Below are 26602 nucleotides of genomic sequence, written 5' to 3' on the forward strand. Positions count from 1 at the left end.
CACCTCATGTTCGATGACATCGTCGCTCGTTACCACGACATGCTGGATTACCTTGGACTCGACACCTTCGCGTACACGGTGACGGTCCCCGACTCCGGAGTTCTGTCGGTCGAGGATGCCGTGAGGCGCCTCCACTTCGACCATGCCCCCAATGAGCCGCACCGCAGGGGCGCCCTCCACCTCTATCAGGTCGGCTCCGGGGTCGTCACTCTGGACTGGGTCAACCTCGGTGACCGTGAGCAGATGATCCAGAGGCTGGCCGGCGACGGCTTCCGGCACTGGTACGTGTCCTTCGACATCAACGGCAGCACCAGCATGTACGTCCGGTACGGGGTCGCTGAGGGATACCTCGACCATCCCGAGCCGGCCTCCTTGCCCTCCACACCATGGACAGACCTCCTCGGCCCTCTGATGCCCTTCACCAAGATCCTCGCCGGCGGCTACGACAGCGAGGGCGCGGCGGCATCAGTGGACATCACGGCGGCGTGCCTGGCCGTGGTGGAGCTGGAAAGCGGTGTTCGCCTCGACGAGGACCTGATGCACAGGCCTCATTCGGCGCTGCCGATCCCCCTACAGGCCCTGGCACCGGCCGGCGCCTGAGGTGGTGATTCAGCGGCTGAGATAGTGGCTGGTCAGCGCGGACCAGACAAGGAGCACGTCCAACGCCGTCCTGGGACTGGCAGCCTGATAGCGGACCGTACGCGCGCCCGTCCGCTCGGTGCCCGGCACCAGGGCGGCCAGCTCCACGGCCCCATGGGGCCGTAGTTCGGCCTCTATGGCCAGTTCGTCGGGGACGGTCACCGGCCGAAGCGTTCCCGAGATGGCGCCGGCCCCGGCGGCGATGGCCTCCCGGGCGACCGCCGGGTGCTTGCTGATGGCCGTGCGTCCCAGCGCTGTCTTCACCGGGACGGTGACCACGCCAGGAAACGTCTTCTCCGCGACCGCGCAGATCACGTCGTCTCCTGTGACCAGCCCTATCGGGACGCCCACGGCCGCGGCCACCAGAGCGTTGAGTTCGGCTTGGGGTCTCCGACCACGTAGTCGGCGCGCCGGTCGAGCTGCTCGCCGAGCAGGTTGTCGGCGGGCCCGTGGCTTCGCGGGTACGCCGTAGCTGCCAGAAGGCGGGTCAGCCGGTGAGGGTGAGCGGGTTGATCAGGTCGGCGTAGACAAGCAGGCCGGCCATGATGATCATGACGAAGGCCAGGGCGTAAGTGAGCGGGAGCACCTTGGCGATGTCCACGTACCCGGGCTCGGGGCGGCGCCTGACGCGGGCGTAACCGCGCTTGAGGCCCTCCCAGAGACCGCCCGCGATGTGGCCGCCGTCGAGCGGCAGCAGCGGGATGAGGTTGAACATGCCGATCGCCAGGTTGAACCCGGCCAGCAGGTTGACCAGGAAGGCGACCTTCTGCTTGCTCGACAGGTCGGAGGAGAGGATCTCACCGCCCATGCGCCCGGCGCCCACGACGCCGACCGGGCCCTCGGGGTCGCGCTTGTCGCCGGAGAACGCGGCGTGCCACACGCCGACCATCTTCTGCGGCAGGTTCAGCAGCGACTCGGCGACCCGGCCGGTGAGCTGGCCCATGTAGCCGACGACGACGCCGAGGCTCTGCGGCTGCATGACCTCGGTGGGCATGACACCGAGGAAGCCGACGTTCTTGTCGATCTTCTTCGGGTCGGTGGCCGAGGGCCGGTCCTGGGAGATGAGGGTGACGTTGAGCGTCATCGGCTGACCGGCGCGGATGATGCCGACGGCGACGGGACCGGGGCGGTGCGAACGGATCAGGCGGGTGGCGTCGTCCCAGGTGGTGATCTTCTGGCCGCCGAAGGAGACGATCCGGTCCCCGGGCTTCATGCCGGCCTGGGCGGCCGGTGTCGGCTGGTCGGTGGCCCGGCAGTCGGTCCGCTGCTCGCTGACCGGGATCACGCAGGTGTTGGTCTTCGGCGACACCACGGGGGTCAGCGTGGGCAGGCCGATGCCGACGAGCAGGACGGAGAAGAGGATGAACGACAGCACGAAGTTCATGAACGGGCCGCCGGACATGATGATGACCTTCTGCCACCACTTCTTCCGGTAGAACACCCGGTCCTCGTCGCCCGGTCGCACCTCTTCCTGCGCCACGTCGCGGGCGGACTCGATGAGGCCCTGGAACGGGCCCGTGGAGCTGCTCCTCAACCTGGTCGGATCGTCGCCGGGCCGTGGCGGCAGCATGCCGATCATGCGGATGTAGCCGCCCAGGGGGATCCACTTGATGCCGTATTCGGTCTCGCCCCGCCGGATGGACCAGGCGGTCGTGCCGAAGCCGACCATGTACTGGGGCACCCTGACGCCGAAGATCTTGGCAGGCACCAGGTGGCCGAGCTCGTGCAACGCGACGGACGCCATCAGCCCGATCAGGAAGACGATGATCCCCGCGAGGTAAAGCCAGTTCATCTAGTCCCGCTCCAGGGCAGACAGAAGGTCTCGACAGCCCCAGAGTAGTCGAAGTCCTCACGCCTCGATGGCTTGCGCACCCTTTGCGAGCTCGGCAGATTACGTTGACAGTACGCGATCAAGCGATCACTCTGGGAGATGACGGAGGTGGAGCCTTGATCCGGATTCTGGTCGCCGAGCATCTGCCGCTGGTCCGGCGCGGACTGGTCGCTTCGCTCGACGCGGAGCCCGACCTGAAGGTGGTCGCCGAGGTGGCGGACGCGGAAGGCGTCCTGCCCGCGGCGGCGGCGTGCGCGCCCGACACCGCGGTCATCGATCTGGACCTGCCCGGCGGGGGCGGCCTGTTTCCCGCGGCCCGGCTGCGCGAGCGGGGCTGCCACGTGCTCATCCTGTCGGCGCAGGCCAAGCCCGGTCAGGTGCGCAGGGCGTTCGCCACGCACGCGCTCGGCTTCATGAGCCTCGACGTCGCGCCCGAGCAGCTCGCCGAGAGCCTGCGGCTGGTCGCCGCCGGGCGCCGCGCGGTCGACTCCGACCTGGCGATCGCCGCGCTCCAGTCGGCCACCAACCCGCTGACCAGGCGCGAGCTCGACGTGCTGCGGATCGCGGCGGGCGGGGCCCGTTCGACGGAGATCGCCGACCAGCTCTTCCTGTCGGTCGGCACCGTACGCAACCACCTGTCGCGGATCATGTGCAAGACCGGGGCCCGCAATCGCATCGACGCGGTCCGCATCGCGAGCGACTCGGGCTGGCTGTGAGGGCCGGTTGTGAGGGCTGGCCGCGAAGGCCGGCTGTGAGGACCCACCGGCTGTAGAGACCGGGCCCCGGTGAAGCCGCGCCGCTCCACCGGGACCCGGAGCGGTGAACCCTTCGAGGATCTCAAGATCGATCAGGCACTGCCAGTGACCGCGTTCACCGCTTGACCCGTGTGATTCGTCACGGGCGCCAGATGAGAACCAGCGCGCAGTCGTCGTTGTGGCCCGACGCCATGGCGTTGACCAGGGCGCGAGCGCCGTCGCGGAATCCCGAGGTGAGCAGCCGCTCGGCCTCCCCGAGCAGTTTGTCGAGCCCGGCGTCGATGTCGCGTCCCGGCTGCTCGATCAGCCCGTCGGTGTAGAGCAGCAGCGCCTCGCCCTTGCGCAGGGTGCCGCTGTCGGGCTCGCAGTGCAGGTCGGGGACCACACCGAGAACGACGCCTTTGGCCGTGGCGACCTGCCAGGTGCCCGCGCCCGCGTCGAACTTGACCACCGGCGGGTGACCGGCCGAAGTGATCGTGTAGTCGCCCGTCGCCAGGTCGAGGCGTACGTGCACGGCCGTCACGAAGCCCTCGTCACCGCGCTGGCGGTGCAGGTAGGTGTTGCAGGCCGGCAGGAAGTCGACGCCTGAGCCGAGCAGTCCGCCGAACGTGCCGGACAGCAGCAGCGCCCTGGTGCCCGCGTCGACGCCCTTGCCCGACACGTCGACGAGCGCGATCTCCACCTTGTCCCCGTCGCGCATGGAGACCAGGAAGTCGCCGCCGAAGGAGGAGCCGCCCGCCTGTTTGAGCACGACCTTGCCGCCCCAGTCCTTGGGCAGCGGGGGCAGCTCGCCCTGACTCTTGAGCCGGTCGCGCAGCTCCAGCAGCATGGCGTCGCCGCGCAGCCCCTGCACGCCGAGCTTGCCGCGGGTGCGGGCCATCAGCACCGCCAGCACCGTGGTGAAGCCGATCGTCACCATGAGCCCCATGCCGATCCGGCCGATCCCGAGCGTCCCTGCGATGTAGCCGAGCGAGATGGCCACCGCGACGAGCAGCTTGATCAGACTGCCCAGCCGGAGCTGCAACCCGCCCACGAGGAGGATGAGGATGAGCAGCGAGGGCGAGAACCACTCGGTCGAGATCTGCGCAGCCAGCAGTCCGATGACGAGCGTCAGCATCGTCAACGTGACCATCAGGTTGCGGTCTCGGGCCAAGGAGCCTCTTCTGAGGAACCGGACCGCGGACACCAGAAACGGCACCCGCACAAGGATTGCGCGGAGCCGTGGTGGAATCAGCGGCGCCGGACGGGAACTCATGATGCGCCTGACTGTATCGGTCTGGCCTCCCTTTGGGCAGCCCACTTGACCAAGGCCTTGATCATTAAGGACGTATATTGGGTGGCCCTCCCCCTTTGCCCGCTCCTACCTTGGACGGATGACGTATCCGATCCGTCCGGTGAACGAGGCCGAGTGGCCGGCGTTCGCCGAGGTGCTCTCCGAGGGGTTCGGCTGGGCGCCGCATCCTCAGGAATCAGAACGATTCAAGGCGCAGACCGAGTTCGATCGGACGCTTGCCGCGTTCGACGGCGACGTCATAGCGGGCGTCACCGCCGTCTTCTCCTTCACCATGACGGTCCCCGGCGCGCAGATCCCGGTCGCGGGCGTGACGGCCGTCAGCGTGCTCCCCTCCCATCGCCGTCGCGGCGTGCTGTCGAGCCTGATGCGCAGGCAGCTGTCCGACGTGCGCGAGCGCGGCGAGTCCGTCGCCGCCCTGTACGCCTCCGAGTCCGTCATCTACGGCAGGTTCGGGTACGGCAGAGCGTCGAGCGAGATGGGGTTCAGCATCTCCAAGCACGGCTCGGCCTTCGTCGCGAACGCCCCCACGGACCCGTCACTACGCATCAGGGTGGCCAAGCCGGCCGAGGCCCGAGCCGAGTTCGAGCGGCTGTTCGCCTCCGTCGTGGCCGCGCGCCCCGGGCGTTATCTCCGTAACGAGCAGTTCTGGAGCGCCGTACTGGCCGACGAGGAGTTCGACCGGCACGGCAACGGGCCGCTCCGCTCGGTGATCGCCGAGGATGACCGGGGCGTGCGTGGTTACGCGCTGTTCAGGATCAAGGCGAACTGGGACGACGACGGCGTGCCCAACGGGCTGCTGAAGCTGCAGGAGCTGGAGGCGGCCGACCCCGCCGCCCGCGCGCTGCTGTGGCGCAGCGTGCTCGACCGCGATCTGATCTCCCGGGTGGAGGGCGGCAGGCCGGTGGACGACGCGCTCATCGCGCTGCTCGCCGACCCACGGCAGCTCCGGGCGAGCTGCGCGGACGAGCTGTGGGTACGCCTCGTGGAGGTGGACCGGGCGCTGACCTCGCGGGCGTACTCGTCGGCCGTCGACGTGGTGATCGAGGTCGAGGACGACGTATGCCCGTGGAACGCCCGCCGCTGGCGGCTCAGCGCCGACGCCTCCGGCGCCGAGTGCAAGCCGGTGGAGGACGAGCCCGACATGTCGCTGCCGGTCTCGTCGCTCGGCTCGGCGTACATGGGCGACGGCCTGCTCGCGGCCCAGCTCGACGCGGGGCTGCTGCGCGAGCACTCGGCGGGCTCGGTGCGCAGGCTCGACGCGGCCATGGCGTGGAGCCCGAAGCCGTGGGCGGGACTGTCGTTCTGACGTCGGCCCTTCTGACGTCGGCCCCTCTGACGTAGGCTCGCGGGCATGGCGCTGCAGAGCTTGCAGATCACCGCGATCACCGCGATGCGGGCCCGCGACGTGTCGCGGCCCTCCAAGGAGCAGCAGGAGGCCGCCGACCGGCGGCCCCTGCGTGACGAGATGCCCAAGCGCGAACCCAGGCGGCGGGCTTAGGGCAGAGAGGGCAGCTGGCCGATCGTCTCGTAGCTGGCCACCTGCGCGATGCGGCGGGCGTGTCGCTCCGAGCCGGAGAACTGCGTGGCGAGGAAGGTCTCCACGAAGCCCGTCGCCTCGTCGGCGGAGTGCATGCGCGCGCCGAGGGAGACCACGTTGGCGTTGTTGTGCTCGCGGGCGAGGCTGGCCGTCTCCTCGCTCCAGGCCAGGGCGGCACGGATGCCGCGCACCTTGTTGGCGGCCATCTGCTCGCCGTTGCCCGACCCCCCGATGACGACGCCCAGGCTGCCGGGATCGCCGGCGACGCCCTCGGCGGCCCGCAGGCAGAACGCCGGATAGTCGTCCTCGGCGTCATAGACGAACGGACCGCAGTCGGTCACCTCGTGACCGTGGTCCTTGAGCCAGGACACGAGGTGGTTCTTGAGCTCATAGCCGGCATGGTCGGCACCGATGTAGACACGCACGCGACCAGTCTTCCACAGCGCCGCCCGCGTCCCTCGCACCAGCGCGTCGGCTGGCTAGAGTAAGGAGCCATCGGTAATCCAGTCCTTACGGGAGCAGACCATCATGCGCGAGATCCGCGTCGTCGGCGATCCTGTGCTGCGCACGCCCGCCGAGCCCGTCGAGGGCTTCGACCGCGAGCTGCGCCGCCTCATCGACGAGATGTTCCAGGCGATGTACGCGGTGGACGGCGTCGGCCTGGCCGGACCGCAGATCGGGGTGTCGCGGCGGCTGTTCGTCTATGACATCAGCGGACGCAAGGGGCACATGGTCAATCCCATCCTGACCGTGGACGATCCGGAAGAGGCGCTGGACGAGGAGGGCTGCCTGTCGGTGCCCGACCGGCAGACGGGCACGCCGATCTACGCCCCGGTGGCGCGGGCCTCGGGGGTGACCGTCGAGGGGTTCGACCGGCTCGGCCGCCCGCAGCGGGTCAAGGCGCGTGGCTCACTGGCCCGCTGCTTCCAGCACGAGAGCGATCACCTCGACGGGAAGCTGTTCGTCGACCGGCTGCCGAAGACGGAGTCCCGCAAGATCATGATCAGGACGTAGGTTGGCGGCATGAGCGATTTTTCGGGCAAGGGCGCACTGGTAACAGGGGGCTCCCGGGGCATCGGCCGGGCCATCGTCGAACGGCTGGCCGGTGACGGGGCCGATGTGATCTTCACCTATCGCAGTGACTCCGAGGCGGCCAAGCAGGTGGCCGCGGCGACCGGAGCGCATGCCGTACAGGCCGACCAGGGGGACAGGGCCGATCTGGACCGGCTGTTCGCCGAGGCGGAGGAGCGGTTGCCCGGGCTCGACATCCTGGTCGGCAACGCGGCACAGACCGGCCAGGGGCTCATCGCCGATATCACGGACGAGACCTACGAGCGGCTGTTCGCGGTCAACGCGCGTTCGACGTTCCTGGCCATCCAGTGGGCGGGGCGGGTGATGCGCGACGGAGGGCGGATCATCAACGTCTCGACGCTCAACACCCGGGTGCCCGGCCCGGGGATCTCCCTCTACGCGGCGAGCAAGGCGGCCGTCGAGCAGTTCACCAAGGTCGCGGCGCGCGAGCTGGGCGGGCGCGGCATCACCGCCAACATCGTCTCCCCCGGCGCGACCGACACCGACATGCTGCGTGACAGCAACCCGCCCGAGGCGCTGGAGCGGATGCCCGGGTTCACCGCGTTGCAGCGGCTGGGGCGGCCCGACGACATCGCGGCCGTGGTCGCGTTCCTGGCCGGACCCGACGGACGGTGGATCACGGGACAGAATCTGCTGGCGACGGGCGGAATGCTGCTCTAAAGCTGCATTGCCTTGATCTCCAGGAACTCCTCCAGCCCGTGTTCGCCCAGTTCGCGGCCGATGCCCGACTGCTTGTAGCCGCCGAACGGGGCGAGCGGGTTGAAGGCGCCGCCGTTGATCGCCACCTGCCCGGTGCGCAGCCTGCGGGCCACCGCGACCGCGCGTTCCTGGGTGCCCGCCCACACCGCGCCGGCCAGGCCGTAGGGAGTGTCGTTGGCTATGCGGACGGCCTGGTCCTCGCTGGTGTACGGGATGATCGTCAGGACCGGGCCGAAGATCTCCTCCTGCTCGATCGTCATGCCCGGCTCGACCGCGGCGAAGACGGTCGGCTCGACGTAGAAGCCGCGCGGGTGCGGGGCTTCGGTGCCGCCGGTCACCAGCCTGGCGCCCTCCTCCTCGCCGCGGTTGATGTAGCGGACCACGCGGTCGCGCTGGGCGGCGGAGACGAGCGGGCCGATCCGGGTGGTCTCGTCGAACGGGTCGCCCACGGTGTAGCGGCGCGCCGTGTCGACGGCCAGGTGGACCGCGTCGTCGTACTGGTCGCGGTGGACGATCATGCGGGTCCACGCCGAGCAGGTCTGGCCGGCGTTGACGAAGCAGTTGGCGACGCCGACCTTGACGGCGGCGCCCAGGTCGGCGTCGGGCAGGATCAGGTTGGCGGACTTGCCGCCGAGCTCCAGCGCCACCCGCTTGACCGACTCGGCCGCCAGCGACGCCACCCGGCGCCCGGCGGCCGTCGAGCCGGTGAAGGAGATCATGTCGACCTCCGGGTGCGCGGCCAGGGCCTCGCCCACCACCGGGCCGCGCCCGCTGACCAGGTTGAACACGCCGGCGGGCAGGCCCACCTCGTGGAAGATCTCGGTCAGCGCGTACGCCGCCAGCGGCGCCACCTCGGACGGCTTGAGCACGACCGTACAGCCGGCGGCCAGAGCCGGGGCGACCTTGCAGATGATCTGGTGCAGCGGGTAGTTCCACGGGGTGATCGCGGCGACCACGCCGACCGGCTCCTTGACCACCAGCGAGTTGCCAATGCGCGACTCGCGCGGATGGCTCTCGGCCAGCCGGGCGTAGGCGGCCAGCACGCCCGCGGGCATCAGCGTCTGCACCTTGAGCGCGAAGCCCAGGGGTGAGCCCATGTCGGTCGCGATGGTCTTGGCGATGTCACCGGCCCGCTCGGTCAGCAGCTCGGCGACGGCGCCCAGCAGCTTGCCGCGCTCGGCGGCGGGCGTGGCCGACCAGGACGGGAAGGCAGCGCGCGCGGCGCGCACGGCCGCCTCTACGTCCTCGGGGGCGCCGGCCGGCACCCGGTCGATGATCTGCTCCGTGGCCGGGTTGACGACCTCGATGGGCTCGCCGGAGACCGAAGCGGTCCAGGCACCGCCGATGTACAGCTGACGCATAGCCCCCATCCTTGCGCGCCCGCCGTCGCAAAGCGAGGGCGTGGCGCCTCGTGCGGCTCCTCCAAAGGAGGGTACGGCTGGGCGCCAAGGATGGATGCGGATTGCGCCGCTACAGTTCAGCCACTTCGAGCTGAAAGTCAGTCGAAACTCGGTCGCCGGGTGCGCGAACGCTTGAGCTCGAAGAAGTCGTCGAACTCGGTGACCAGCAACACGCCGTCCCAGAGCCGGCCCGCGTCCTCGCCCCGCGGGATGGTGGTGACCACCGGCCCGAAGAAGGCGTTGGCGCCGACGCGGATGACAGGGGTGCCGACCTCCTGGCCGACCAGGGTGATGCCCTCGTTGTGCGACTTGCGGATGGCCTCGTCGTACTCCGTCGAGTCCATGGCCTCGGCCGCGAGGCCCTTGTCGAGGCCCACGGCCTCGAGCGACTCCTCGGCGATGGCGCGCAGGGTGGCGAGCTCGCGGTCGCGGCCCTCGTTGTGCAGGCGGGTGCCGAACTCGGTGTAGAGGCGGCCGATGTACTCCTCGCCGTGCCGGTCGGCGGCGGCCGCGATGACGCGGACGAGCTTCAGGCCCTTGGCGTTCGACGCGCGGTAGTCGTCGGAGACGTCCTTATCCTCGTTGAGAACGAACAGGCTCATAATGCGCCAGCGAGGATCAATCGGACGGACCTTCTCGACTTCGAGTAGCCATCGTGACGTCACCCAGGCAAATGGGCAGAAAGGATCGAACCAAAGCTCTACGGGGGTCGTGTCTGTCACGTGGGCCATAACCTGGGGTATCGATGTCCTATTCCTTGCGTGGCAGGATACCGACAAAATAAGACGAAGTGGCGAAAAGGAGTGGAACTTGGCAGGCAACCTGACCCGGGACGAGGCTCGCGAGCGCGCCCGGCTGTTGAAGGTCGAGTCGTATGAGGTCGCACTCGACCTGACCGAGGGAGACGAGCGCTTCGAGAGTGTCACGACCGTCCGGTTCAGCAGCACCCAGCCGGGGTCGGCCACGTTCATCGATCTCCACGGCGCGCACGTCCGCAAGGTCACGCTCAACGGTGACGACCTCGACGTCTCCGCCTACGACGCCGAGAAGGGGCGCTTTCCGCTCCCCTCCGTGGCCGAGTCGAACGAGCTGCGCGTCGACGCCGACTGCGTCTACATGCGCAGCGGCGAGGGGCTGCACCGCTTCGTCGACCCGGTGGACCAGAAGATCTACCTGCACAGCCAGTTCGAGACGGCCGACGCGCACCGCATGTACGCCTGCTTCGACCAGCCCGATCTCAAGGCCACCTTCCAGCTCACCGTGCTGGCCCCGGCCGACTGGGAGGTCGTCTCCAACGCGGCGGCCACCTCGACCGAGCGGCTGCCCGAGCAGGTCGGCAAGCACGGCGCGGTGCCGGCGGCCAAGCGCTGGCTGTTCCCGGCCACAGCGGTCATGTCGACCTACATCACGGCGCTGGTGGCCGGTCCTTACCACAAGGTGACCTCCGAGCATGACGGCATCCCGCTGGGCATCTACTGCCGCGCCTCGCTCGCCGAGCACCTGGACTCCGACAACATCCTGGAGGTCACCCGGCAGGGCTTCGACTTCTTCCACCAGGTGTTCGGTGTCCGCTACCCGTTCGGCAAGTACGACCAGCTGTTCGTGCCCGAGTTCAACGCCGGCGCGATGGAGAACGCGGGCTGCGTGACGTTCCTGGAGGACTACATCTTCCGGTCCAGGGTCACCGACGCCGTCGTCGAGCGGCGCGCGGAGACGATCCTGCACGAGATGGCGCACATGTGGTTCGGCGACCTCGTGACCATGCGCTGGTGGGACGACCTGTGGCTGAACGAGTCGTTCGCCACCTACATGTCGGTGCTCGCCCAGGCCGAGGCGACCCGGTGGGGCAAGGGCGCCTGGACGACGTTCGCGAACGTGGAGAAGTCCTGGGCCTACCGCCAGGACCAGTTGCCGTCCACGCACCCGATCGCCGCGGACATCCCGGACATGCAGGCGGTCGAGGTCAACTTCGACGGCATCACGTACGCCAAGGGCGCCTCGGTGCTCAAGCAACTGGTCGCCTACGTCGGGCTGGACAACTTCCTGGCCGGGGTGCGCGACTACTTCGGCGAGCACGCCTGGGGCAACACCGAGCTGAAGGACCTGCTCGGCGCGCTGGAGCGGACCTCGGGGCGCGACCTGTCGTCGTGGTCGAAGGAGTGGCTGGAGACCGCCTGGGTCAACACGCTGCGCCCGTCGTTCACCGTCGCCGACGGCCGCTTCGAGACCTTCGAGGTGCTGCAGGAGGCGCCCGCCGACTACCCGACGCTGCGCTCGCACCGCGTCGCGATCGGCCTGTACTCGCTGGCCGACGGCGTGCTCACGCGGACCAAGCGGGTCGAGCTGGACGTGGTGGGCGCCAAGACGAGCGTCGCGGAGCTGGTCGGGGAGGAGCAGCCCGACCTGGTCCTGGTCAACGACGACGACCTGACCTACGCCAAGATCCGCCTGGACGAGCGGTCGCTGCGGACGCTGGTCGACGGCGGCATCGCCGCCTTCACCGAGTCGCTGCCCCGGGCCCTGTGCTGGTCGGCCGCGTGGGACATGACCCGCGACGGCGAGATGTCCACCCGTGACTACGTCAAGCTGGTCATCTCGGGCATCGGCACGGTCAAGGACATCACGGTCCTCCAGACCGTACTCCGGCAGGCGCGGATGGCCGTGCAGCAGTACGCCGACCCGGCGTGGCGGGCCGAGGGCCTGTCGCTGCTGGCCACCGAGCTGCGCTCGCTGCTCGCCGCGGCGGCGCCGGGCTCCGACCCGCAGCTCGCCTTCCTGCAGGCGTTCGCGCCCACGGCCACGTCCGACGCCGACCTGGCGATCCTCTCGGGCATCCTCGACGGCTCGGCCGTGCCCGAGGGGCTGACGGTCGACACCGACCTGCGCTGGACGCTCATCCACGCGCTGGTCGTCGGCGGCAAGCTGAGCGGTGCCGACATCGACGCCGAGCTGGCGCGCGACGCCACCGCCACTGGCGAGCGGTCCGCCGCTCTGTGCCGGGCGGCCATCCCGACGGCCGAGGGCAAGGCCGCCGCGTGGGCCGCGATCGTGGGGGGCAAGCTGGCCAACCACATCGCGCGTACGACGGTCAACGGCTTCCAGGATCCGCACCACCCGGAGCTGCTGGCGCCGTACCGGGAGAAGTACTTCGCGGAGATCGGCCGGATCTACCGGGAGTGGACGTTCGACCAGGCGCAGACGTTCACGGTCGGCTGCTTCCCCGCGCTGCTCATCGAGCCCGAGACCGTGCGGGCGGCGGAGGACTACCTGGCCAAGGAGCAGCCGCCGCAGGCGCTGCGCCGGATGATCCTGGAGGGCGCCGACGGCGTCAGCCGGGCGCTGCGCAACCGCGCGAAGGACGCGTCCTAGCGCGTAGCTCTTGAGAAGGGGGCCTCCGGTGACGGAGGCCCCCTTTCGTGTGCCCGGACTCTTGACAGCGGCCTGCCATGGCTTCATATTTTCACCACTAACTTTATTTCTAAAGAAAGTCGTTCTCATCACATGGCAGGTACTGATCGCGGTGATCTCACGAGGACGGCGATCCTCGCGCTGCTCGGCACCGTCGGGCCGCTGAGCCGCACCGAGATAGCGCGCGAGCTGGATCTGAGCCCGGCGAGCGTCACGCAGCTCACGCGCGAGCTCATGGGCTACGGCATGCTCGAGGAGCTCGACCTCAAGCCGTCGCGCGGCGGGCGGCCCGCCCAGCGGCTCGGGCTGGTGGGCAGCGCGGGCCGGGCGCTCGGCGTGAAGGTGACGGCCGACCATCTGGTGCTGGTCGACGTACGGCTCGACGGCGAGGTGCTCGGGGCCTGGGAGTGCGCGTTCGACCCGTCGTCCCCCGAGGCGCTGGACCGGCTGGCCGACGCCGTCGAGTCGGTGGTCTCGGGCACCGGGCACGGGCTGACGGCGCGTACGCCCACCTCGACCGGCGACGGGCAGGTGCCGCCGCTGCTCGGGATCGGGGTCGGGGTGCCCGGCAGCGTGGAGGACCAGGCGGTCGGCACGGTCAACGCGCCGACCCTGGGATGGCAGGCCATGCCGGTGGGCGAACGGCTGCGGCGGCGGCTCAAACTGCCCGTGCTGGTGGAGAACGACGTCAACGCGCTGGCGGCGGCCGAGCGGCTGTACGGCAGGGGGCGAACCCATCGGGACTTCCTGGTGCTGACCATCGGGCGCGGCGTCGGCGCGGCGATCGTGGCCGACGGGCGGGTGTACCGGGGTGCCAGGGGCGGGGCCGGCGAGTTCGGGCACGTGCCCGTCGATCCGGCGGGGCCGGTGTGCGGGTGCGGGGCGCGCGGCTGCCTGGAGGCGTACGTCGGCTCGGCGGGCCTGCTGGCCGCGGCCCTCGCCAAGAATGGCGGTTCGGCCTCCTCGCCGGAAGGCGCGGGCTCCGTTCCGGAAAGCGCGGGCTTTCCGGAAGGCGCGGGGTCGGCGGGTGGCCGGTCGGCGGCCGTGACCGCGCTGGGGCGGGCCGGGGCCGCGGGGGATTTGGTGGCTCGGGAGGTGTTCGCCGAGGCGGGGGCCGTGCTCGGGCGGGCCGCTGCCGGGCTGATCAACGTGGTCGATCCCGAGGTCGTGGTGGTGCTCGGCGAGGGTACGGCCGATTGGCCGCTCTGGCAGGCGGGATTCGATCCGGCCGTCAGAGCGCAGTTGTACCCGGGGCGGCGGGACATCTCGATCGAGGTGGAGAGCTGGGACGACACCAGCTGGGCCCAGGGCGCGGCGGCCCTCGTGCTGGCCACCCCCTTCGACGCCGCCGGGGCCGCCGGCGAGCAGGGCCGCCTGGTGCGGGCCCGCCTGATCGGGACGACGCCATGACCCGCACGGACGCCATGACGGCCGACCGCACAAGCTCGGGGCACGCCCGCCGTACAGGCGCCAGGACCGCGCCACGGCGACGGTGGCGGTATGCCGGGACCGTGGCCGTGTTCCTGCTGCCCAGCCTGATCCCGCTGACCCTGTACACATTGATCCCGATGGTCGCCTCGTTCTGGACGAGCCTCCACGAATGGGACCTCATCACCGAGATGCGCTGGGTCGGCCTCGGCAACTACCTCGAACTGCTCGGCGACGCCGGGACCAGGGCCGCGTTCCTGCACACGCTGTACTTCATCGCCGGTTACCTGCCGCTCGTCTACCTGGGCGGGCTGGGGCTGGCGCTGCTGCTGAACCGGGCGATGCCGGGGCGCGGGCTGCTGCGCGGCGTCTACTTCCTGCCCGTCATCACCAGCTGGGTCGTGGTGGCGCTGATGTGGAAGTGGCTGCTCAACCCGGCCAGCGGGGTGGTCAACTGGGCGCTGGGGCTGTTGGGCGTCAGCGGGCCCGGCTGGTGGACCGATCCCGACTGGGCGATGCCGTCGATCATCTTCGCCTCGGCCTGGAAGGACCTGGGCTTCGTGATGATCATCCTGCTGGCGGGGCTGCAGGCGATCCCGAAGGAGTTCCAGGAGGCCGCCATGGTCGACGGGGCGACGGCCTTCCGCCGGTTCAGGCACATCACGCTGCCGCTGCTGTCGCCTTCGTCGTTCTTCGTGGTGGTGATCTCGCTGATCAACGGCTTCCAGGTCTTCGACCAGGTGAAAATCATGACGGGTGGCGGGCCCGGTGGCGCGACGCAGGTCGTCGTGTCGCAGATCTACGACCTCACCTTCAGGTACGGCCGGGCGGGCGCGGCCTCGGCGCTGTCGTGGCTGCTGTTCGCCCTGGTGCTGCTCGTGACGATCGTGCAGATCCGGGGGCAGAGGCGGTGGGTGACCTATGGGTAAGACGCTCCGCTACCTGCTGGTGGGCCTCGGCGCGGTGGTCATGCTGTTCCCGTTCGCCTGGGCGGTGATCACGTCTATCACGCCGGGCGACGCGGTGCTGGCCGTGCCGCCGGACTTCACGCCGGACGACGCGAGCCTCGACGCGTACGGCAAGCTGCTCGACACGCTGCCCTTCTGGCGGATCGTGGCGAACAGCGCCTGGATCGGGGCGGCCTCCACCACGCTGCAGCTCGTCACCAGCGCGATGGCCGCCTACGCGTTCGCCAGGCTGCCGTTCCCGGGCCGGGGGGCGCTGTTCTCGGTCTACCTGGCGACGCTGATGATGCCGCTGCCCGTGCTGGTCGTGCCGCTGTTCATCGAGATGCGGACGTTCAACCTGGTCGACACGTACTTCGCGCTGCTGGCGCCGACCATCGCGTCGGCGTTCGGGGTGTTCCTGCTGCGGCAGGCGATCAACCAGGTGCCGAAGGAGTTCGACGAGGCGGCCGTGCTGGACGGCGCCGGACATTTCCGCATTTTTCTGTATGTGGTGCTGCCGCTGATCAGGCCGGCGCTGGCGACGTTCGCCATCTTCGGCTTCATGGCCAGCTGGAACAGCTACCTCTGGCCGCTGATCATCATCAAGTCGCCCGAGTTCATGACGCTGCCGCTGGGCCTGGCCACGCTGCACGGCCAGTTCACCACCGAGTGGGACGTGGTCATGGCGGGCTCGGTGATCAGTGTGGTGCCGATCCTCATCCTGTACGTCTTCGCGCAGAAGCACGTCATCGCCAGCGTCGCGCAGAGCGGGCTCAAGTAAGTAAAGGAACCCCCCATGTCACAAAGAATCAGGGTCGCCGCTTCCCTGGCGGCCGCCGCGCTGCTCGCCACCGCCTGCTCCCAGGGCTCGGCGACGAAGGCCCCGTCCGGCGAGGGCGGCAAGGTGACGCTGCGGTACTTCACGTTCTCGGCCGCGCCCGACCACGTGAAGGACCTGGACAAGATCGAGAAAGCCTTCGAGAAGGAGAACCCGAAGATCGACGTGGTCGTGGAGACCGCGCCCTTCGACGAGTACTTCACCAAGCTCCAGACCAGCATCGCGGGCGGCACCGCACCCGACACCTTCGAGCTCAACTACGAGAACTTCGTCACCTACGCCAGCGCGGGCTCGCTGCTCGACCTCGACACGGTGAAGGGCGACGGCGACCCGTCGGTGTACGCCAAGAAGTCGCTCGACGCCTTCCAGCGCGACGGCAAGCAGTACGCGCTGCCCGCGTCGTTCTCCACGGTCGTGCTCTTCTACAACAAGGACCTGTTCGACAAGGCCGGCGTGGCCCCGCCGACGGCCGAGTGGACCTGGGCCGACGAGCAGGCCGCCGCCGCGAAGCTGACCGACAAGAAGAAGGGCGTCTTCGGCGACTTCCAGCCGGTGCAGTTCTTCGAGTTCTACAAGACGCTCAAGCAGGCGGGCGGCGAGTTCCTGTCGGCCGACGGCAAGAAGTCGGCCTTCAACGGCCCGGCCGGGGTCAAGGCGGCGCAGTGGCTGGTCTCCAAGGTGGGCAAGACGATGCCGACCGAGGCGGAGATCGGCGGCACCGCCGACTACGACACGAACCTCTTCAAGTCCGGCAAGCTCGCCATGTGGCACAACGGCATCTGGCAGTTCGCCGGGCTGAAGGACGCGCCGTTCACCTGGGACGTGGTCGTCGAGCCGGGTGACGCCGCCAAGGCCAGCGCCGTCTTCCACAACGCCGTCGCCGCCTCCTCGGGCACCAAGCACGGCAAGGAGGCGTGGGCCTGGGCCCGGTTCCTGTCGTCGTCGAACACCGCGGCGACCACCCGCGTCGAGTCGTCCTGGGAGCTGCCGCCGGTCGCCGACCAGGCGGTGCTGTCCGGCTACCTCAAGGACCCGAAGCCCGCCAACCGCCAGGCGGTGTTCGACTCGCTGAAGTCGATCGCGCTGCCGCCGGTCATCAAGCGCCAGCAGGAGATGCAGGACGCCGTGACCAAGCAGCTGACCGAGGCCGCCGCCGGGCGCAAGCCGGTGGAGGAGGCGCTCAAGACCGCCGCCGCCGACGTCGACGCCCTGCTGTCTTAGGAGAAACCGTTGACCCTCGTGTCGCACAGCCTCGACGTGATCCAGAGGCTTCAGTCCCCCACCGGCGCCTACCCGGCGTCCCCGACTTTCTCCGCCTACCGCGGCTACTCGTGGCTGCGTGACGGGGCGTTCATCGCCGAGGGGGTGAGCAGGCACGGCGACGCCGCCGGTGCGGACGCCTTCCACGCCTGGTGCGCCCGGGTGATCGGCGACCGGGCGGGGCAGGTCGACTCGCTCGTCTCGCGGGCGGGGCGCGGTGAGCCGGTCTCGCCCGCCGAGATGCTGCCGACCCGGTTCACGCTCGACGGCGTGGACGGGGACGTCGACTGGTGGGACTTCCAGCTCGACGGGTACGGCACGTGGCTCTGGGCGCTGCGCGAGCACTCCTTCCGGCAGGGCCGGGCGGTTGCGGGGGTGGAGAAGGGGGTGCGGACGGCAGCCCGGTATCTCACCTCGTTCTGGGACATGCCGTGTTACGACTGGTGGGAGGAGCACGTCGAGCAGCGGCACGTGGCGACGCTGGGGGCGGTGCACGCGGGGTTGCGGGCGGCCATCGCGCTGGGCGTGCTGAGCGGGCCGGAGTCGGCGGCGGCCGGACAGGCGGTGGACGGCATCGCCGCCCTCGTGACCGCCGAGGGTCTGGTCGGCGGGCGTCTGACGAAGTGGCTGGGCAGTGACGCCGTGGACGCCAGCCTGCTCGCGTGTGTCGAGCCGTTCGGGCTCTACGCGGCCGATCATCCGGTCGGCGCGGCGACGGTGACCGAGGTGGAGCGGCAGCTCGCCGTGGACGGCGGGGTGTACCGGTACCTGACCGACACCTTCTACGGCGGCGGGCGGTGGGTGCTGCTGGCCGGGTTCCTCGGCTGGAACCACGCGCGGGCCGGGCGGCATGAGGAGGCCCTGCGGTATCTGGACTGGATGGCGGCCCAGGCGACCGCCGAAGGTGACCTGCCCGAGCAGGTGTCCGATCGGCTGCTGGCGCCCGAGCGGCTCCAGGAGTGGCTCGACCGGTGGGGCACCGTGGCCACGCCGCTGCTGTGGTCGCACGGGATGTATCTGATTCTCGCCGACGAGCTGGGGGTGCGGGCATGATCCGGCATCGGCCGTACGGGTCCGGGCATCCGTACGCCACGACCGAGGACCAGCGCGTACCGGCCTGGCCGGTGGACGGCGAGGCGGTGGAGCTGCGGGTGCGGGCTTCGGCGAAGGTCGTCTCGGTGGTGTGCGAGTGGGCCGCCGACGGGGCGGCGCCTGTCGAACTGCCGCTGACCAGAGCGGGTGCCGCACCGGACCCGGACCCGGACGCGGCGGACCCGGACGCGGCGGACCCGGACGCGGCGGAAAAGGCGGAGACCGTTGACGGCGGGCATCTGGCCGCGGCGCAGGCCAGGGCCGCGCGGGCCGCCGCCGGGTCGTGGGTGACGCGCTCGCCCGTGCTGCGCGCCGGGCAGCGGTACGCCTACCGGTTCCGGGCCGCGATGGACGGCGGTGCGAGCCGTACCAGCCGGTGGTTCGAGGTGACGGCGGCGGCGTGGGGCCGGACGGGCGGGAAGCTCGTCGTGCGCGGTGCCGACCGGGTGGTGCCGGGGAGCGTGCGGTGGCTGGTCGGCGGTGACGGCGCGCGGCGGGTGCGGTTCGAGCTGGCGCTGGCCGACGGTGAGCACGTGGTGGGGTTCGGCGAGCGGTTCGACGCGGTGGACCAGCGTGGGCGGCGGCTGGACGCGGTGGTGTTCGAGCAGTACAAGGCGCAGGGGGCGCACGGCAGGACGTACCTGCCGATGCCGTTCGCGCTCGTGGTCGGTGGGGCGGCGAGCTGGGGGTTCCACGTCGAGACGTCCAGGCGGACCTGGTACGACGTCGGCGCGTCCCGGCCGGACCGGCTGGTCGTGGAGGCCGAGGTGAGGCCGGACGGTGAGCCCGCGGTGCGGCTGTACGACGGCGAGACCCCGGCCGGCGTGCTGCGGGACTTCCTGGACGAGGTGGGGCGGCCGACGGAGCTGCCCTCGTGGGTGTTCCGGTTGTGGGCCAGCGGCAACGAGTGGAACACACAGGACCGCGTGATGGCCGAGATGGACCGGCACCGCGAGCACGACATCCCGGTCGGCGCGCTGGTCATCGAGGCGTGGAGCGACGAGACGACGTTCACGGCGTTCCGCGGGGCCGCGTACGAGCCGTCGGAGGAGCCGCACCGGCTGGCGGACTACACCTTTCCGCCGGACGGGCCGTGGCCGGACCCCAAGGGCATGGTGGACGAGCTGCACCAGCGGGACGTCAAGGTGCTGCTCTGGCAGATCCCGCTGCAGAAGATGCGGCCGCACCCGCGGCACCAGGCCGCCGTGGACGCCCGGCAGCTCGTCGAGCACGGCTACGGGGTCCGAGAGGCCGACGGCCGGCCGTACCGGAACCGGGGCTGGTGGTTCCCGCTGGCGCTCATGCCCGACCTGTCGTCGCCCGAGGTCCGCGACTGGTGGACGGCCAAGCGGGCCTACCTGGTGGACGAGGTGGGCGTGGACGGGTTCAAGACCGACGGCGGCGAGCACGCGTGGGGCCATGACCTGCGTTACGCCGACGGGCGCAGGGGCGACGACGGCAACGGCCTCTTCCCCGTGCACTACGCGCGGGCCTTCGGCGAGCTGCTGGAGCGGTACGGCAAGGCGCCCGTGACGTTCAGCAGGGCCGGGTTCGCCGGCTCACAGCCGCACGGCGTGTTCTGGGCCGGGGACGAGGACTCGACCTGGGCGGCGTTCCGGTCGTCCATCAGGGCCGGGATCACCGCGTCGGCCTGCGGGATCGTCTACTGGGGCTGGGACCTGGCCGGGTTCTCCGGTGACCTGCCCGACGCCGAGCTCTATCTGCGGGCGGCCGGGGCGTCGGCGTTCATGCCGATCATGCAGTACCACTCGGAGTTCAACCACCACCGCGTGCCCGTCAGGGACCGCACTCCGTGGAACGTGGCCGAGCAGACCGGCGACGACCGGGTGCTGCCGGTCTTCCGGCGGCTGGCCAAGGTGCGCGAGCGGCTCGTGCCGTACCTGACGGGACAGGCCCGCCAGGCGGTCGGCGGCGGGGCGCCGCTGATGCGCGGGCTCTTCTTCGACCATCCGGACGACCCGCGGGTCTGGGACCGGCCGCTGCAGTACAAGCTGGGCGACGCGCTGCTGGTGGCCCCGGTGACGGCGCCGGGCCTCACCGAACAGCCGGTCTACCTGCCGCGCGGCGAGTGGGTCGACGTCTGGACCGGACACACCCATCGCGGCGGGCGCGAGGTCACGCTGCCCGCGCCGCTCGACCATCCGCCGGTCCTCTGTACGGCGGAGCACTGGCCACACCTCTCCCCCGTGTTCACGACCTGATAGGAGCTCCCCCGTGATCCGGTTACGGTCGGGCGTCATCGTCGCGGTGATCGCCCTGCTGGCCTCTCTTGCGACCGTCCCCGCGTACGCGCTCGACGGCATCTTCCACAACCCGACCGGAATCGACGACCTCTACTCCAGCGAGCCGACGGAACGCGCGCCCCGCGACCCGATGGCCGGGGACGCGGTCCAGATCAACGCCACCACCTGGCCCATCGAGACCGGCCAGACCGTCTGGGTGACCTGGACCAAGAACGGAACCGCCCAGACCCCGATCGGCGCCGCCTGGGATCACAACAGCGGCAACAACAGCTACTGGAAGATCAACCTGGGCTCGTTCGCCCGAGGTGACAAGATCTCCTACACGGTCAACGCGGACGTGAACGGGGGCGGGCAGAAGAGCACCGGCCCGTTCGCGTTCACCGTCACCTCGTGGAGCACGGTGACGAACGTGACCGGCTACACGAACAACAGCACGTCAGTAGATGTCACGACCGGCGACAGCGCGGGGAGCTTCACGCCGAAGATCCGCTTCACCTTCCCGGCACTCGACCGCTTCCGCACGCAGATCGCCCCCAGCGGGCAGGGTCTGAATATTTCCGGCGTGACCGGCTACACGGTTACGGACTCCGCGAGCACCTTGACCATCTCCACCGCGTCCCTGGTGCTGAAGATCCAGAAGTCGCCTTACCGGCTGTCGGTCTACAAGGGCGACGGGACGACGCTGATCACCCGGCAGTACGACCCGGCCACCTTCAGGAACATCGGCTGGGCCAGCGACGGCGCCACCACGGTCACCAAGATCGAGGACCATTTCATGTCGCCGTCGGGCGAGCGGTTCGAGGGCTTCGGCGAGCGCTACGACCGCCTCGACCAGCGCGGCACCGACGTGCACAACTACGTCTACAACCAGTACCGCGACCAGGGCAGCACCCGGCGCACCTACCTGAGCGTGCCGTTCTTCCTGAATTCGGCCGGTTACGGGATCTACCTCCCCAGCACTCGCTACGCCATCTTCAACCTCAACACCCACCTCAGCGACCTGGCGGGGTTCACCGTCGACACGGGCGGCGCGCTCGACTCGACGCTGGACTACCACTTCTTCGCCGGCACGCCCGCGGAGATCGTGGACGACTACACCGCGGTCAGCGGCCGGCCGGAGCTGCCGCCCAAGTGGGCGTTCGGCGTGTGGATGTCGGCCAACGAGTGGAACACCCAGGCCGAGGTGGAGAGCGAGCTGGACAAGGTCGGCACGAACAGGATCCCGCACACCGCGATGGTGCTGGAGCAGTGGAGCGACGAGGCCACGTTCTACCTGTGGCACGGCGCCACGTACACGCCCTCCACCGGCGGCGGGAAACTCGCCTACAGCGACCTGACGTTCCCGGCGGGCGGTGAGTGGCAGGACCCGAGGGCCATGGTCGCCAACGCCCACGGCAAGGGGATCAAGATGATCCTCTGGCAGATCCCGGTGTTCAAGGAGAACTTCGACACCAATCCCCCGACCGCGCCGCAGCAGCATCTCAACGACAAGACCTACGCCCAGGCGCAGGGATATGTCGCGAAAAATCCGTCCAACGCGCCGTACCGGATTCCGACCGGGCAGTGGTTCGGCGACAGCATGGTCCCCGACTTCACCAGCGCGGCGGCGACGAGCTGGTGGCTGAGCAAGCGCGACTATCTGATGAACGACGTCGGCATCGACGGCTTCAAGACCGACGGCAGCGAGGCGATCTTCGGCCGGGGCGTCACGTTCGCCGACGGCCGCAAGGGCGACGCGATGCACAACGCCTATCCGAACAGCTACACCAAGGCGTACCGCGACTACGTCAAGGCCGAGAACGCGGACAATGTGATCTTCAGCAGGGCGGCCACGTCCGGCGGTCAGCAGAACTCGATCTTCTGGGCCGGCGACCAGAACTCCAGCTTCGCAGCCTTCCAGGAGGCGGTCAGGGCCCAGCTCAGCGCCGGGCAGTCCGGGGTGCCTTACACGGCCTGGGACCTGGCGGGCTTCACCGGTGACTTCCCCAGCGCCGAGCTCTACCTGCGGGCGGCGGCGCAGGCGACGTTCTCGCCGGTCATGCAGTACCACTCCGAGAAGTCGAACCCGGGCACGTCCGAGGCCCGCACGCCGTGGAACGTGCAGGCGCGCAGCGGCGACACGACGGTCGTGCCGACCTTCCGGAAGTTCGCCGACGTCCGGATGAACCTGATCCCCTACCTGTACACCGAGGCCAAGGCCAGTTCGACCACCGGTGCGCCGATGATGCGGGCGATGAGCTTCGCCTTCCCCGGCGACGCGACGGCCGCGGCGCAGGACCAGCAGTATCTGTTCGGCTCCCAGTTGCTCGTCGCGCCGGTCACCACGCAGGGCGCGACGTCGAGGAACGTCTACCTGCCCGCCGGCGAGTGGTACGACCTGTGGAACGGCGGCCGCTTCACCGGCCCCGGCACCAAGTCCTATGCCACGGCGCTCGACACGATCCCGGTCTACGCCAAGCCGGGCGCGATCATCCCGCTCAACCTCAACACGGACTACGAGCTCGGCGGCGAGATCGGCAACAGCGTCACCAGCTATCCGAACCTGGTCTTCCGGATCTACCCGTCGGGCAGCTCCTCGTACTCCTACTTCGAGGACTCGGCGAACGCGAACCGGACCATCAGCTCGGCCGAGAACTGGGGCGGCCACCAGGTGACCGTGACCGTGCCCGCCCTCACCACGACCGGCACGCTGCAGGTGGCGAGCACGAAGCCCACCTCGGTGACCGGCGCGACCGCGCGCGCCACGCTGGCGGCGCTCCAGGCGGCGGCCGAGGGCTGGTGGTGGGACCCGGTGCGGCAACTCACCTACGTCAAGCTGGCCGCCAGCACGTCGGGCAGGACCGTCACGCTCAACGGCGTGGACAAGGCGGCGTACGAGGCGGAGTTCGGCACGGGCACGGGCACGACGACCAACACCGACCACGCCGGGTTCACCGGCACCGGGTTCGCGGACGGCTTCGCGAGCTCGGGCGACGCGGTGAGCTTCCAGGTCAAGGCGGACGCGGCGGGCAACCACCAGCTCAAGTTCCGCTACTCGACCACGGTGGCGAGCACCAGGACCGTCTACGTGGACGGAGTCTCGGTGGGCACGCTCGCCCTGCCGGCCCAGGCGAACTGGGACACCTGGGCCACCGCCACACTCACCACGACCCTCACCGCGGGCGCGCACACCGTCAAGATCGCCTATGACGCGGCCAACACCGGCGGCATCAACCTCGACAACCTGGTGGTGGGAAGGCCATGAAACGTGCGTTGGTCATGCTCGCGGTCCTGCTCGGCACCTTCCTCGTCGCGGGCGAGGCTCAGGCGGCCGTCCAGCGGGTGCAGTTCACCAGCGGATCGACCTACCTGATCGTCGAGTTCCTCGACGACGACCTCGTCCACTTCGAGCTGGCAGCGGGGACCAGCCCCGGCACCGGATCGGCGCTGTTCACCACGCCACAGGTGGCGAAGAAGGACTACACCGGACCGTCCACCTTCAGTCAGAACGGCAACACGCTGACCACGGCCTCGATGAAGGTCGAGGTCACGGCCGGCACGCTGTGCGTACGGGTGTCGGACCCGGCCAGGCTGCTGTACGAGGCGTGCCCGCGCAACCTGACCCAGGCGTGGAAGGGCCTGACGATCACCAAGGGCTCGATCCAGAACGCGTACGGGCTGGGCGAGCAGTTCTTCATGGGCGGCAGCTCCGACGGCGACTGGGTCGGGCGTAGCCGTACTCCCGGAGGCACGTACGGCAACGCGATGACCTACGACACCGACAACGGGCCGGTGGGCAACGCGCAGATCCCCGTGCTGTTCGGGGTCGGCGCGTCGAACCTGAACTACGGGCTGCTGCTCGACCAGGTCTACAAGCAGGAGTGGAACCTGACCGGCGACCCGTGGACCGTCGACACCTGGGGCGACCAGCTCAGGTGGTACACGATGACCGGACCGGACCTGCCCGACCTGCGCAAGGACTACATGGAGCTGACCGGCCGGCCGCCGGTGCCGCCGAAGAAGGCGTTCGGCATGTGGGTGTCGGAGTTCGGCTACGACAACTGGGCCGAGATCGACAACCGGCTGAACGGGCTGCGGGCCGCGAAGTTCCCCGTGGACGGGTTCGTGCTGGACCTGCCCTGGTTCGGTGGAGTGACGGCAGGGTCCGACAACACCCGCATGGGCACGCTTTCCTGGGACACAACCAACTTTCCCAACCCGACGACCACTATTTCCGACTATCAGGCGACCAAGGGCATCGGCCTGATGACCATCGAGGAGTCGTACGTCGGCAAGAACCTCGCCGAGCACGCCGACCTCGCCACCCGCGGCTACCTCGTCAGGGCCGGCTGCGCGACCTGCTCGCCCGTCTACCTCACCACCAACGACTGGTGGGGACGCGGCGGCATGATCGACTGGACGCAGGACGCCGCGGCCGACTACTGGCAGACGACCAAGCGCCAGCCGCTCATCGACCAGGGCATCATGGGCCACTGGCTGGACCTCGGCGAGCCGGAGATGTACGACGCGTCCGACTGGACGTCCGGCGTCCTGCCCGGCAAGCACGCCCACGCCGACTACCACAACGTCTACAACCTCAAGTGGGCCGAGAGCATCGCCAGGGGCTACGCCTCCAGCACCAAGCGGCCGTTCGTCCTGGCCCGCTCGGGCGCGGCCGGGATGCAGCGGTACGGCGTGGCCATGTGGTCGGCCGACATCGGCTCCAAGCTGACCGCGCTCGCCCAGCAGCAGAACGCGCAGCTGCACATGTCGATGTCGGGCATCGACTACTACGGCTCCGACATCGGCGGTTTCCGCCGCGAGATGCTCGACTCCGACCTGAACGAGCTCTACACGCAGTGGTTCGCCGACGGCGCCTGGTTCGAGGTGCCGATCAGGCCGCACACCGAGAACCTGTGCAACTGCGCGCAGACCTCTCCGGACTCGATCGGCCACACGGCCAGCAACCTGGCCAACCTCCGGCAGCGCTACGAGCTCGCGCCGTACTACTACTCCCTGGCCCACCGGGCCTACCTGTACGGCGAGCCGGTGGTGCCGCCGCTGGTGTACCAGTACCAGAACGACGCGAACGTCCGCGAGATGGGACATGAGAAGCTCATCGGCCGCGACCTGCTCGTAGGCGTCGTCGCGGGTGCGAACGAGCGCAAGCGGGACGTGTACCTGCCCGCGGGCTCCTGGTTCGACTACTCCACGGGCGAGAAGCTCACCAGCACCGGCCAATGGTTCACCGACCGGCCGCTCTGGGTCGGCGGCGCGTTCCGGCTGCCGGCGTTCGCCAGGGCGGGGGCGATCATCCCGAAGATGTACGTGGACGACAAGACCATGAACGTGGTGGGCAAACGGACCGACGCCACCACCAGGAACGAGCTGGTGGCCCGGGTCTACGCCGACGCGACGGCCTCGAACTTCACCCTGTACGAGGACGACGGGGCCACGACCGGCTACCAGAGCGGGGCCGTACGGACGACACAGCTGAGCCAGCAGCTCAGCGGCGGCACGGCGACCGTCACGGTGGCCGCGTCCAGCGGCACCTACACCGGCGCGCCCGCGAGCCGGACGAACGTGGTCGAGCTGGTCGCGGGCACGCAGGCGTCCGCCGTCACGCTCAACGGCACCGCGCTCACCCAGCACGCCACCAAGGCGGCCTTCGACGCCGCCACCAGCGGTTGGTACAACGCGGGCGGCAACCTGATCGTCGCCAAGTCGGCGAGCACGGGCGTCACGACGGCCAAGACGTTCGCGTTCACGATCGGGCAGGCGCCGGCGTCGATGACGTTCAGGTGCGACAACGGCACGACCACCGCGGGCCAGTCCGTCTACGCCGTGGGCAGCGTCCCGCAGCTCGGCGACTGGTCGGTGGCGAGCGCGGTCAAGCTGTCGCCGACCGCGTACCCGACCTGGACCGGAACGATCGCCAAGCTGCCGCCGAACACCTCCGTCGAGTGGAAGTGCGTCAAGCGCCAGGAGGCGAACTTCCCCGACACCGCCGATCAGTGGCAGCCCGGCGCCAACAGCACCTTCACCAGCCCCGCCACGGGAACGGGAGGCACTACCACAGGGGCCTTCTGACCGCCGGATCCGGCGCGTCCATCGAGGTCGCGATGTTAGCCTCGAAGAC

Annotated in this window: 20 protein-coding genes and 1 pseudogene; 15 read left to right on the forward strand and 6 right to left on the reverse strand. The window is 69.7% G+C overall.

The features are described from left to right. The first annotated feature begins 6 nt into the window (after positions 1-6). The gene (locus tag ACGFNP_RS55960) at positions 7-600 is read left to right on the forward strand and encodes a hypothetical protein (RefSeq protein ID WP_358332370.1); all 594 of its coding nucleotides are present in this window, start codon (positions 7-9) and stop codon (positions 598-600) included. A gap of 9 nt (positions 601-609) precedes the next feature. Here ACGFNP_RS55960 and ACGFNP_RS55965 read toward each other — a convergent pair. Continuing rightward, positions 610-1008, reverse strand: a pseudogene (locus tag ACGFNP_RS55965) (M55 family metallopeptidase); the annotation flags it as partial. Between the two features lie 118 nt (positions 1009-1126). Further along, positions 1127-2431, reverse strand: a complete 1305-nt coding sequence (locus ACGFNP_RS55970; protein WP_358332373.1) for a M50 family metallopeptidase — start codon at positions 2429-2431, stop codon at positions 1127-1129. 155 nt (positions 2432-2586) lie between these two features. Here ACGFNP_RS55970 and ACGFNP_RS55975 point away from each other — a divergent pair, with 155 nt between their 5' ends. After that, complete coding sequence (locus tag ACGFNP_RS55975; protein WP_358332376.1) at positions 2587-3186, forward strand: response regulator transcription factor; 600 nt, start codon at positions 2587-2589, stop codon at positions 3184-3186. 178 nt (positions 3187-3364) lie between these two features. Here the strand turns inward: ACGFNP_RS55975 and ACGFNP_RS55980 are convergent, their stop codons facing one another. Continuing rightward, positions 3365-4480 carry a PP2C family protein-serine/threonine phosphatase gene (locus ACGFNP_RS55980; protein ID WP_358332379.1) on the reverse strand — a complete coding sequence of 372 codons (1116 nt, stop codon included), beginning with the start codon at positions 4478-4480 and terminating at the stop codon, positions 3365-3367. Positions 4481-4598: 118 nt separating this feature from the next. On the opposite strand from ACGFNP_RS55980, the gene ACGFNP_RS55985 reads away from it, so the two are divergent. Further along, entirely contained in the window at positions 4599-5825 is a 1227-nt protein-coding gene (locus tag ACGFNP_RS55985) for a GNAT family N-acetyltransferase (protein ID WP_393332615.1), read from the forward strand. Between the two features lie 45 nt (positions 5826-5870). Beyond that, positions 5871-6017, forward strand: a complete 147-nt coding sequence (locus ACGFNP_RS55990; RefSeq protein WP_358332385.1) for a hypothetical protein — start codon at positions 5871-5873, stop codon at positions 6015-6017. Here ACGFNP_RS55990 and ACGFNP_RS55995 read toward each other — a convergent pair. Next, a complete protein-coding gene (locus tag ACGFNP_RS55995; protein ID WP_393332618.1) occupies positions 6014-6481 on the reverse strand; it encodes a ribose-5-phosphate isomerase in 468 nt (155 codons plus the stop codon). The genes ACGFNP_RS55990 and ACGFNP_RS55995 overlap by 4 nt on opposite strands. Positions 6482-6584: 103 nt before the next feature. On the opposite strand from ACGFNP_RS55995, the gene def reads away from it, so the two are divergent. Next, positions 6585-7070, forward strand: coding sequence for a peptide deformylase (def, locus tag ACGFNP_RS56000; protein WP_393332621.1), 486 nt, complete (start codon positions 6585-6587; stop codon positions 7068-7070). A gap of 9 nt (positions 7071-7079) precedes the next feature. Then, positions 7080-7808, forward strand: a complete 729-nt coding sequence (locus ACGFNP_RS56005) for an SDR family oxidoreductase (protein WP_358332394.1) — start codon at positions 7080-7082, stop codon at positions 7806-7808. Here ACGFNP_RS56005 and ACGFNP_RS56010 read toward each other — a convergent pair. After that, a complete protein-coding gene (locus ACGFNP_RS56010) occupies positions 7805-9208 on the reverse strand; it encodes an aldehyde dehydrogenase family protein (RefSeq protein WP_393332625.1) in 1404 nt (467 codons plus the stop codon). The two genes, ACGFNP_RS56005 and ACGFNP_RS56010, sit on opposite strands and share 4 nt — an antisense overlap. 137 nt (positions 9209-9345) lie before the next feature. Beyond that, on the reverse strand, positions 9346-9978 hold the full coding sequence (locus tag ACGFNP_RS56015) for a disulfide bond formation protein DsbA (protein WP_358332400.1): 633 nt from the start codon (positions 9976-9978) through the stop codon (positions 9346-9348). A 79-nt stretch (positions 9979-10057) separates the two neighbouring features. Here ACGFNP_RS56015 and pepN point away from each other — a divergent pair, with 79 nt between their 5' ends. The 9 genes from pepN (at position 10058) to ACGFNP_RS56060 (ending at position 26553) form a co-directional block, all read left to right on the forward strand. Next, positions 10058-12616 carry an aminopeptidase N gene (pepN, locus tag ACGFNP_RS56020; protein WP_393332629.1) on the forward strand — a complete coding sequence of 853 codons (2559 nt, stop codon included), beginning with the start codon at positions 10058-10060 and terminating at the stop codon, positions 12614-12616. A 132-nt stretch (positions 12617-12748) separates the two neighbouring features. Next, positions 12749-14065, forward strand: a complete 1317-nt coding sequence (locus ACGFNP_RS56025) for an ROK family protein (protein ID WP_393332632.1) — start codon at positions 12749-12751, stop codon at positions 14063-14065. Further along, the gene (locus ACGFNP_RS56030) at positions 14062-15012 is read left to right on the forward strand and encodes a sugar ABC transporter permease (RefSeq protein ID WP_358332408.1); all 951 of its coding nucleotides are present in this window, start codon (positions 14062-14064) and stop codon (positions 15010-15012) included. Before ACGFNP_RS56025 ends, ACGFNP_RS56030 begins: the two co-directional genes overlap by 4 nt. Beyond that, positions 15005-15811, forward strand: a complete 807-nt coding sequence (locus tag ACGFNP_RS56035) for a carbohydrate ABC transporter permease (RefSeq protein WP_393332634.1) — start codon at positions 15005-15007, stop codon at positions 15809-15811. The genes ACGFNP_RS56030 and ACGFNP_RS56035 overlap by 8 nt, the downstream gene beginning before the upstream one ends. 15 nt (positions 15812-15826) lie before the next feature. Then, complete coding sequence (locus ACGFNP_RS56040) at positions 15827-17089, forward strand: ABC transporter substrate-binding protein (protein ID WP_393332637.1); 1263 nt, start codon at positions 15827-15829, stop codon at positions 17087-17089. Between the two features lie 18 nt (positions 17090-17107). Beyond that, the gene (locus tag ACGFNP_RS56045; RefSeq protein WP_358332911.1) at positions 17108-18181 is read left to right on the forward strand and encodes a glycoside hydrolase family 15 protein; all 1074 of its coding nucleotides are present in this window, start codon (positions 17108-17110) and stop codon (positions 18179-18181) included. Then, entirely contained in the window at positions 18178-20442 is a 2265-nt protein-coding gene (locus ACGFNP_RS56050; protein ID WP_393332638.1) for a TIM-barrel domain-containing protein, read from the forward strand. The genes ACGFNP_RS56045 and ACGFNP_RS56050 overlap by 4 nt, the downstream gene beginning before the upstream one ends. 13 nt (positions 20443-20455) lie before the next feature. After that, on the forward strand, positions 20456-23728 hold the full coding sequence (locus ACGFNP_RS56055; protein ID WP_393332640.1) for a TIM-barrel domain-containing protein: 3273 nt from the start codon (positions 20456-20458) through the stop codon (positions 23726-23728). Continuing rightward, positions 23725-26553, forward strand: a complete 2829-nt coding sequence (locus tag ACGFNP_RS56060) for a TIM-barrel domain-containing protein (RefSeq protein WP_393332643.1) — start codon at positions 23725-23727, stop codon at positions 26551-26553. The genes ACGFNP_RS56055 and ACGFNP_RS56060 overlap by 4 nt, the downstream gene beginning before the upstream one ends. The last annotated feature ends 49 nt before the right edge of the window (positions 26554-26602 follow it).

It is taken from the genome of Nonomuraea sp. NPDC049269 (assembly GCF_043197155.1).
Classification (GTDB): Bacteria; Actinomycetota; Actinomycetes; order Streptosporangiales; family Streptosporangiaceae; genus Nonomuraea.

What these genes read in the sequence shown, in the direction of transcription:
- ACGFNP_RS56025 (WP_393332632.1), top strand. Translation starts at nt 12,749, where the DNA reads ATGGCAGGTACTGATCGCGGTGATCTCACGAGGACGGCGATCCTCGCG.
- def (WP_393332621.1), top strand. Translation starts at nt 6,585, where the DNA reads ATGCGCGAGATCCGCGTCGTCGGCGATCCTGTGCTGCGCACGCCCGCC.
- ACGFNP_RS56010 (WP_393332625.1), bottom strand. Translation starts at nt 9,208, where the DNA reads ATGCGTCAGCTGTACATCGGCGGTGCCTGGACCGCTTCGGTCTCCGGC.
- ACGFNP_RS56060 (WP_393332643.1), top strand. Translation starts at nt 23,725, where the DNA reads ATGAAACGTGCGTTGGTCATGCTCGCGGTCCTGCTCGGCACCTTCCTC.
- ACGFNP_RS56050 (WP_393332638.1), top strand. Translation starts at nt 18,178, where the DNA reads ATGATCCGGCATCGGCCGTACGGGTCCGGGCATCCGTACGCCACGACC.
- ACGFNP_RS56040 (WP_393332637.1), top strand. Translation starts at nt 15,827, where the DNA reads ATGTCACAAAGAATCAGGGTCGCCGCTTCCCTGGCGGCCGCCGCGCTG.
- ACGFNP_RS55985 (WP_393332615.1), top strand. Translation starts at nt 4,599, where the DNA reads ATGACGTATCCGATCCGTCCGGTGAACGAGGCCGAGTGGCCGGCGTTC.
- ACGFNP_RS56015 (WP_358332400.1), bottom strand. Translation starts at nt 9,978, where the DNA reads ATGGCCCACGTGACAGACACGACCCCCGTAGAGCTTTGGTTCGATCCT.
- ACGFNP_RS56035 (WP_393332634.1), top strand. Translation starts at nt 15,005, where the DNA reads ATGGGTAAGACGCTCCGCTACCTGCTGGTGGGCCTCGGCGCGGTGGTC.
- ACGFNP_RS55960 (WP_358332370.1), top strand. Translation starts at nt 7, where the DNA reads ATGTTCGATGACATCGTCGCTCGTTACCACGACATGCTGGATTACCTT.
- ACGFNP_RS56005 (WP_358332394.1), top strand. Translation starts at nt 7,080, where the DNA reads ATGAGCGATTTTTCGGGCAAGGGCGCACTGGTAACAGGGGGCTCCCGG.
- ACGFNP_RS55990 (WP_358332385.1), top strand. Translation starts at nt 5,871, where the DNA reads ATGGCGCTGCAGAGCTTGCAGATCACCGCGATCACCGCGATGCGGGCC.
- ACGFNP_RS56030 (WP_358332408.1), top strand. Translation starts at nt 14,062, where the DNA reads ATGACCCGCACGGACGCCATGACGGCCGACCGCACAAGCTCGGGGCAC.
- ACGFNP_RS55980 (WP_358332379.1), bottom strand. Translation starts at nt 4,480, where the DNA reads ATGAGTTCCCGTCCGGCGCCGCTGATTCCACCACGGCTCCGCGCAATC.
- ACGFNP_RS55970 (WP_358332373.1), bottom strand. Translation starts at nt 2,431, where the DNA reads ATGAACTGGCTTTACCTCGCGGGGATCATCGTCTTCCTGATCGGGCTG.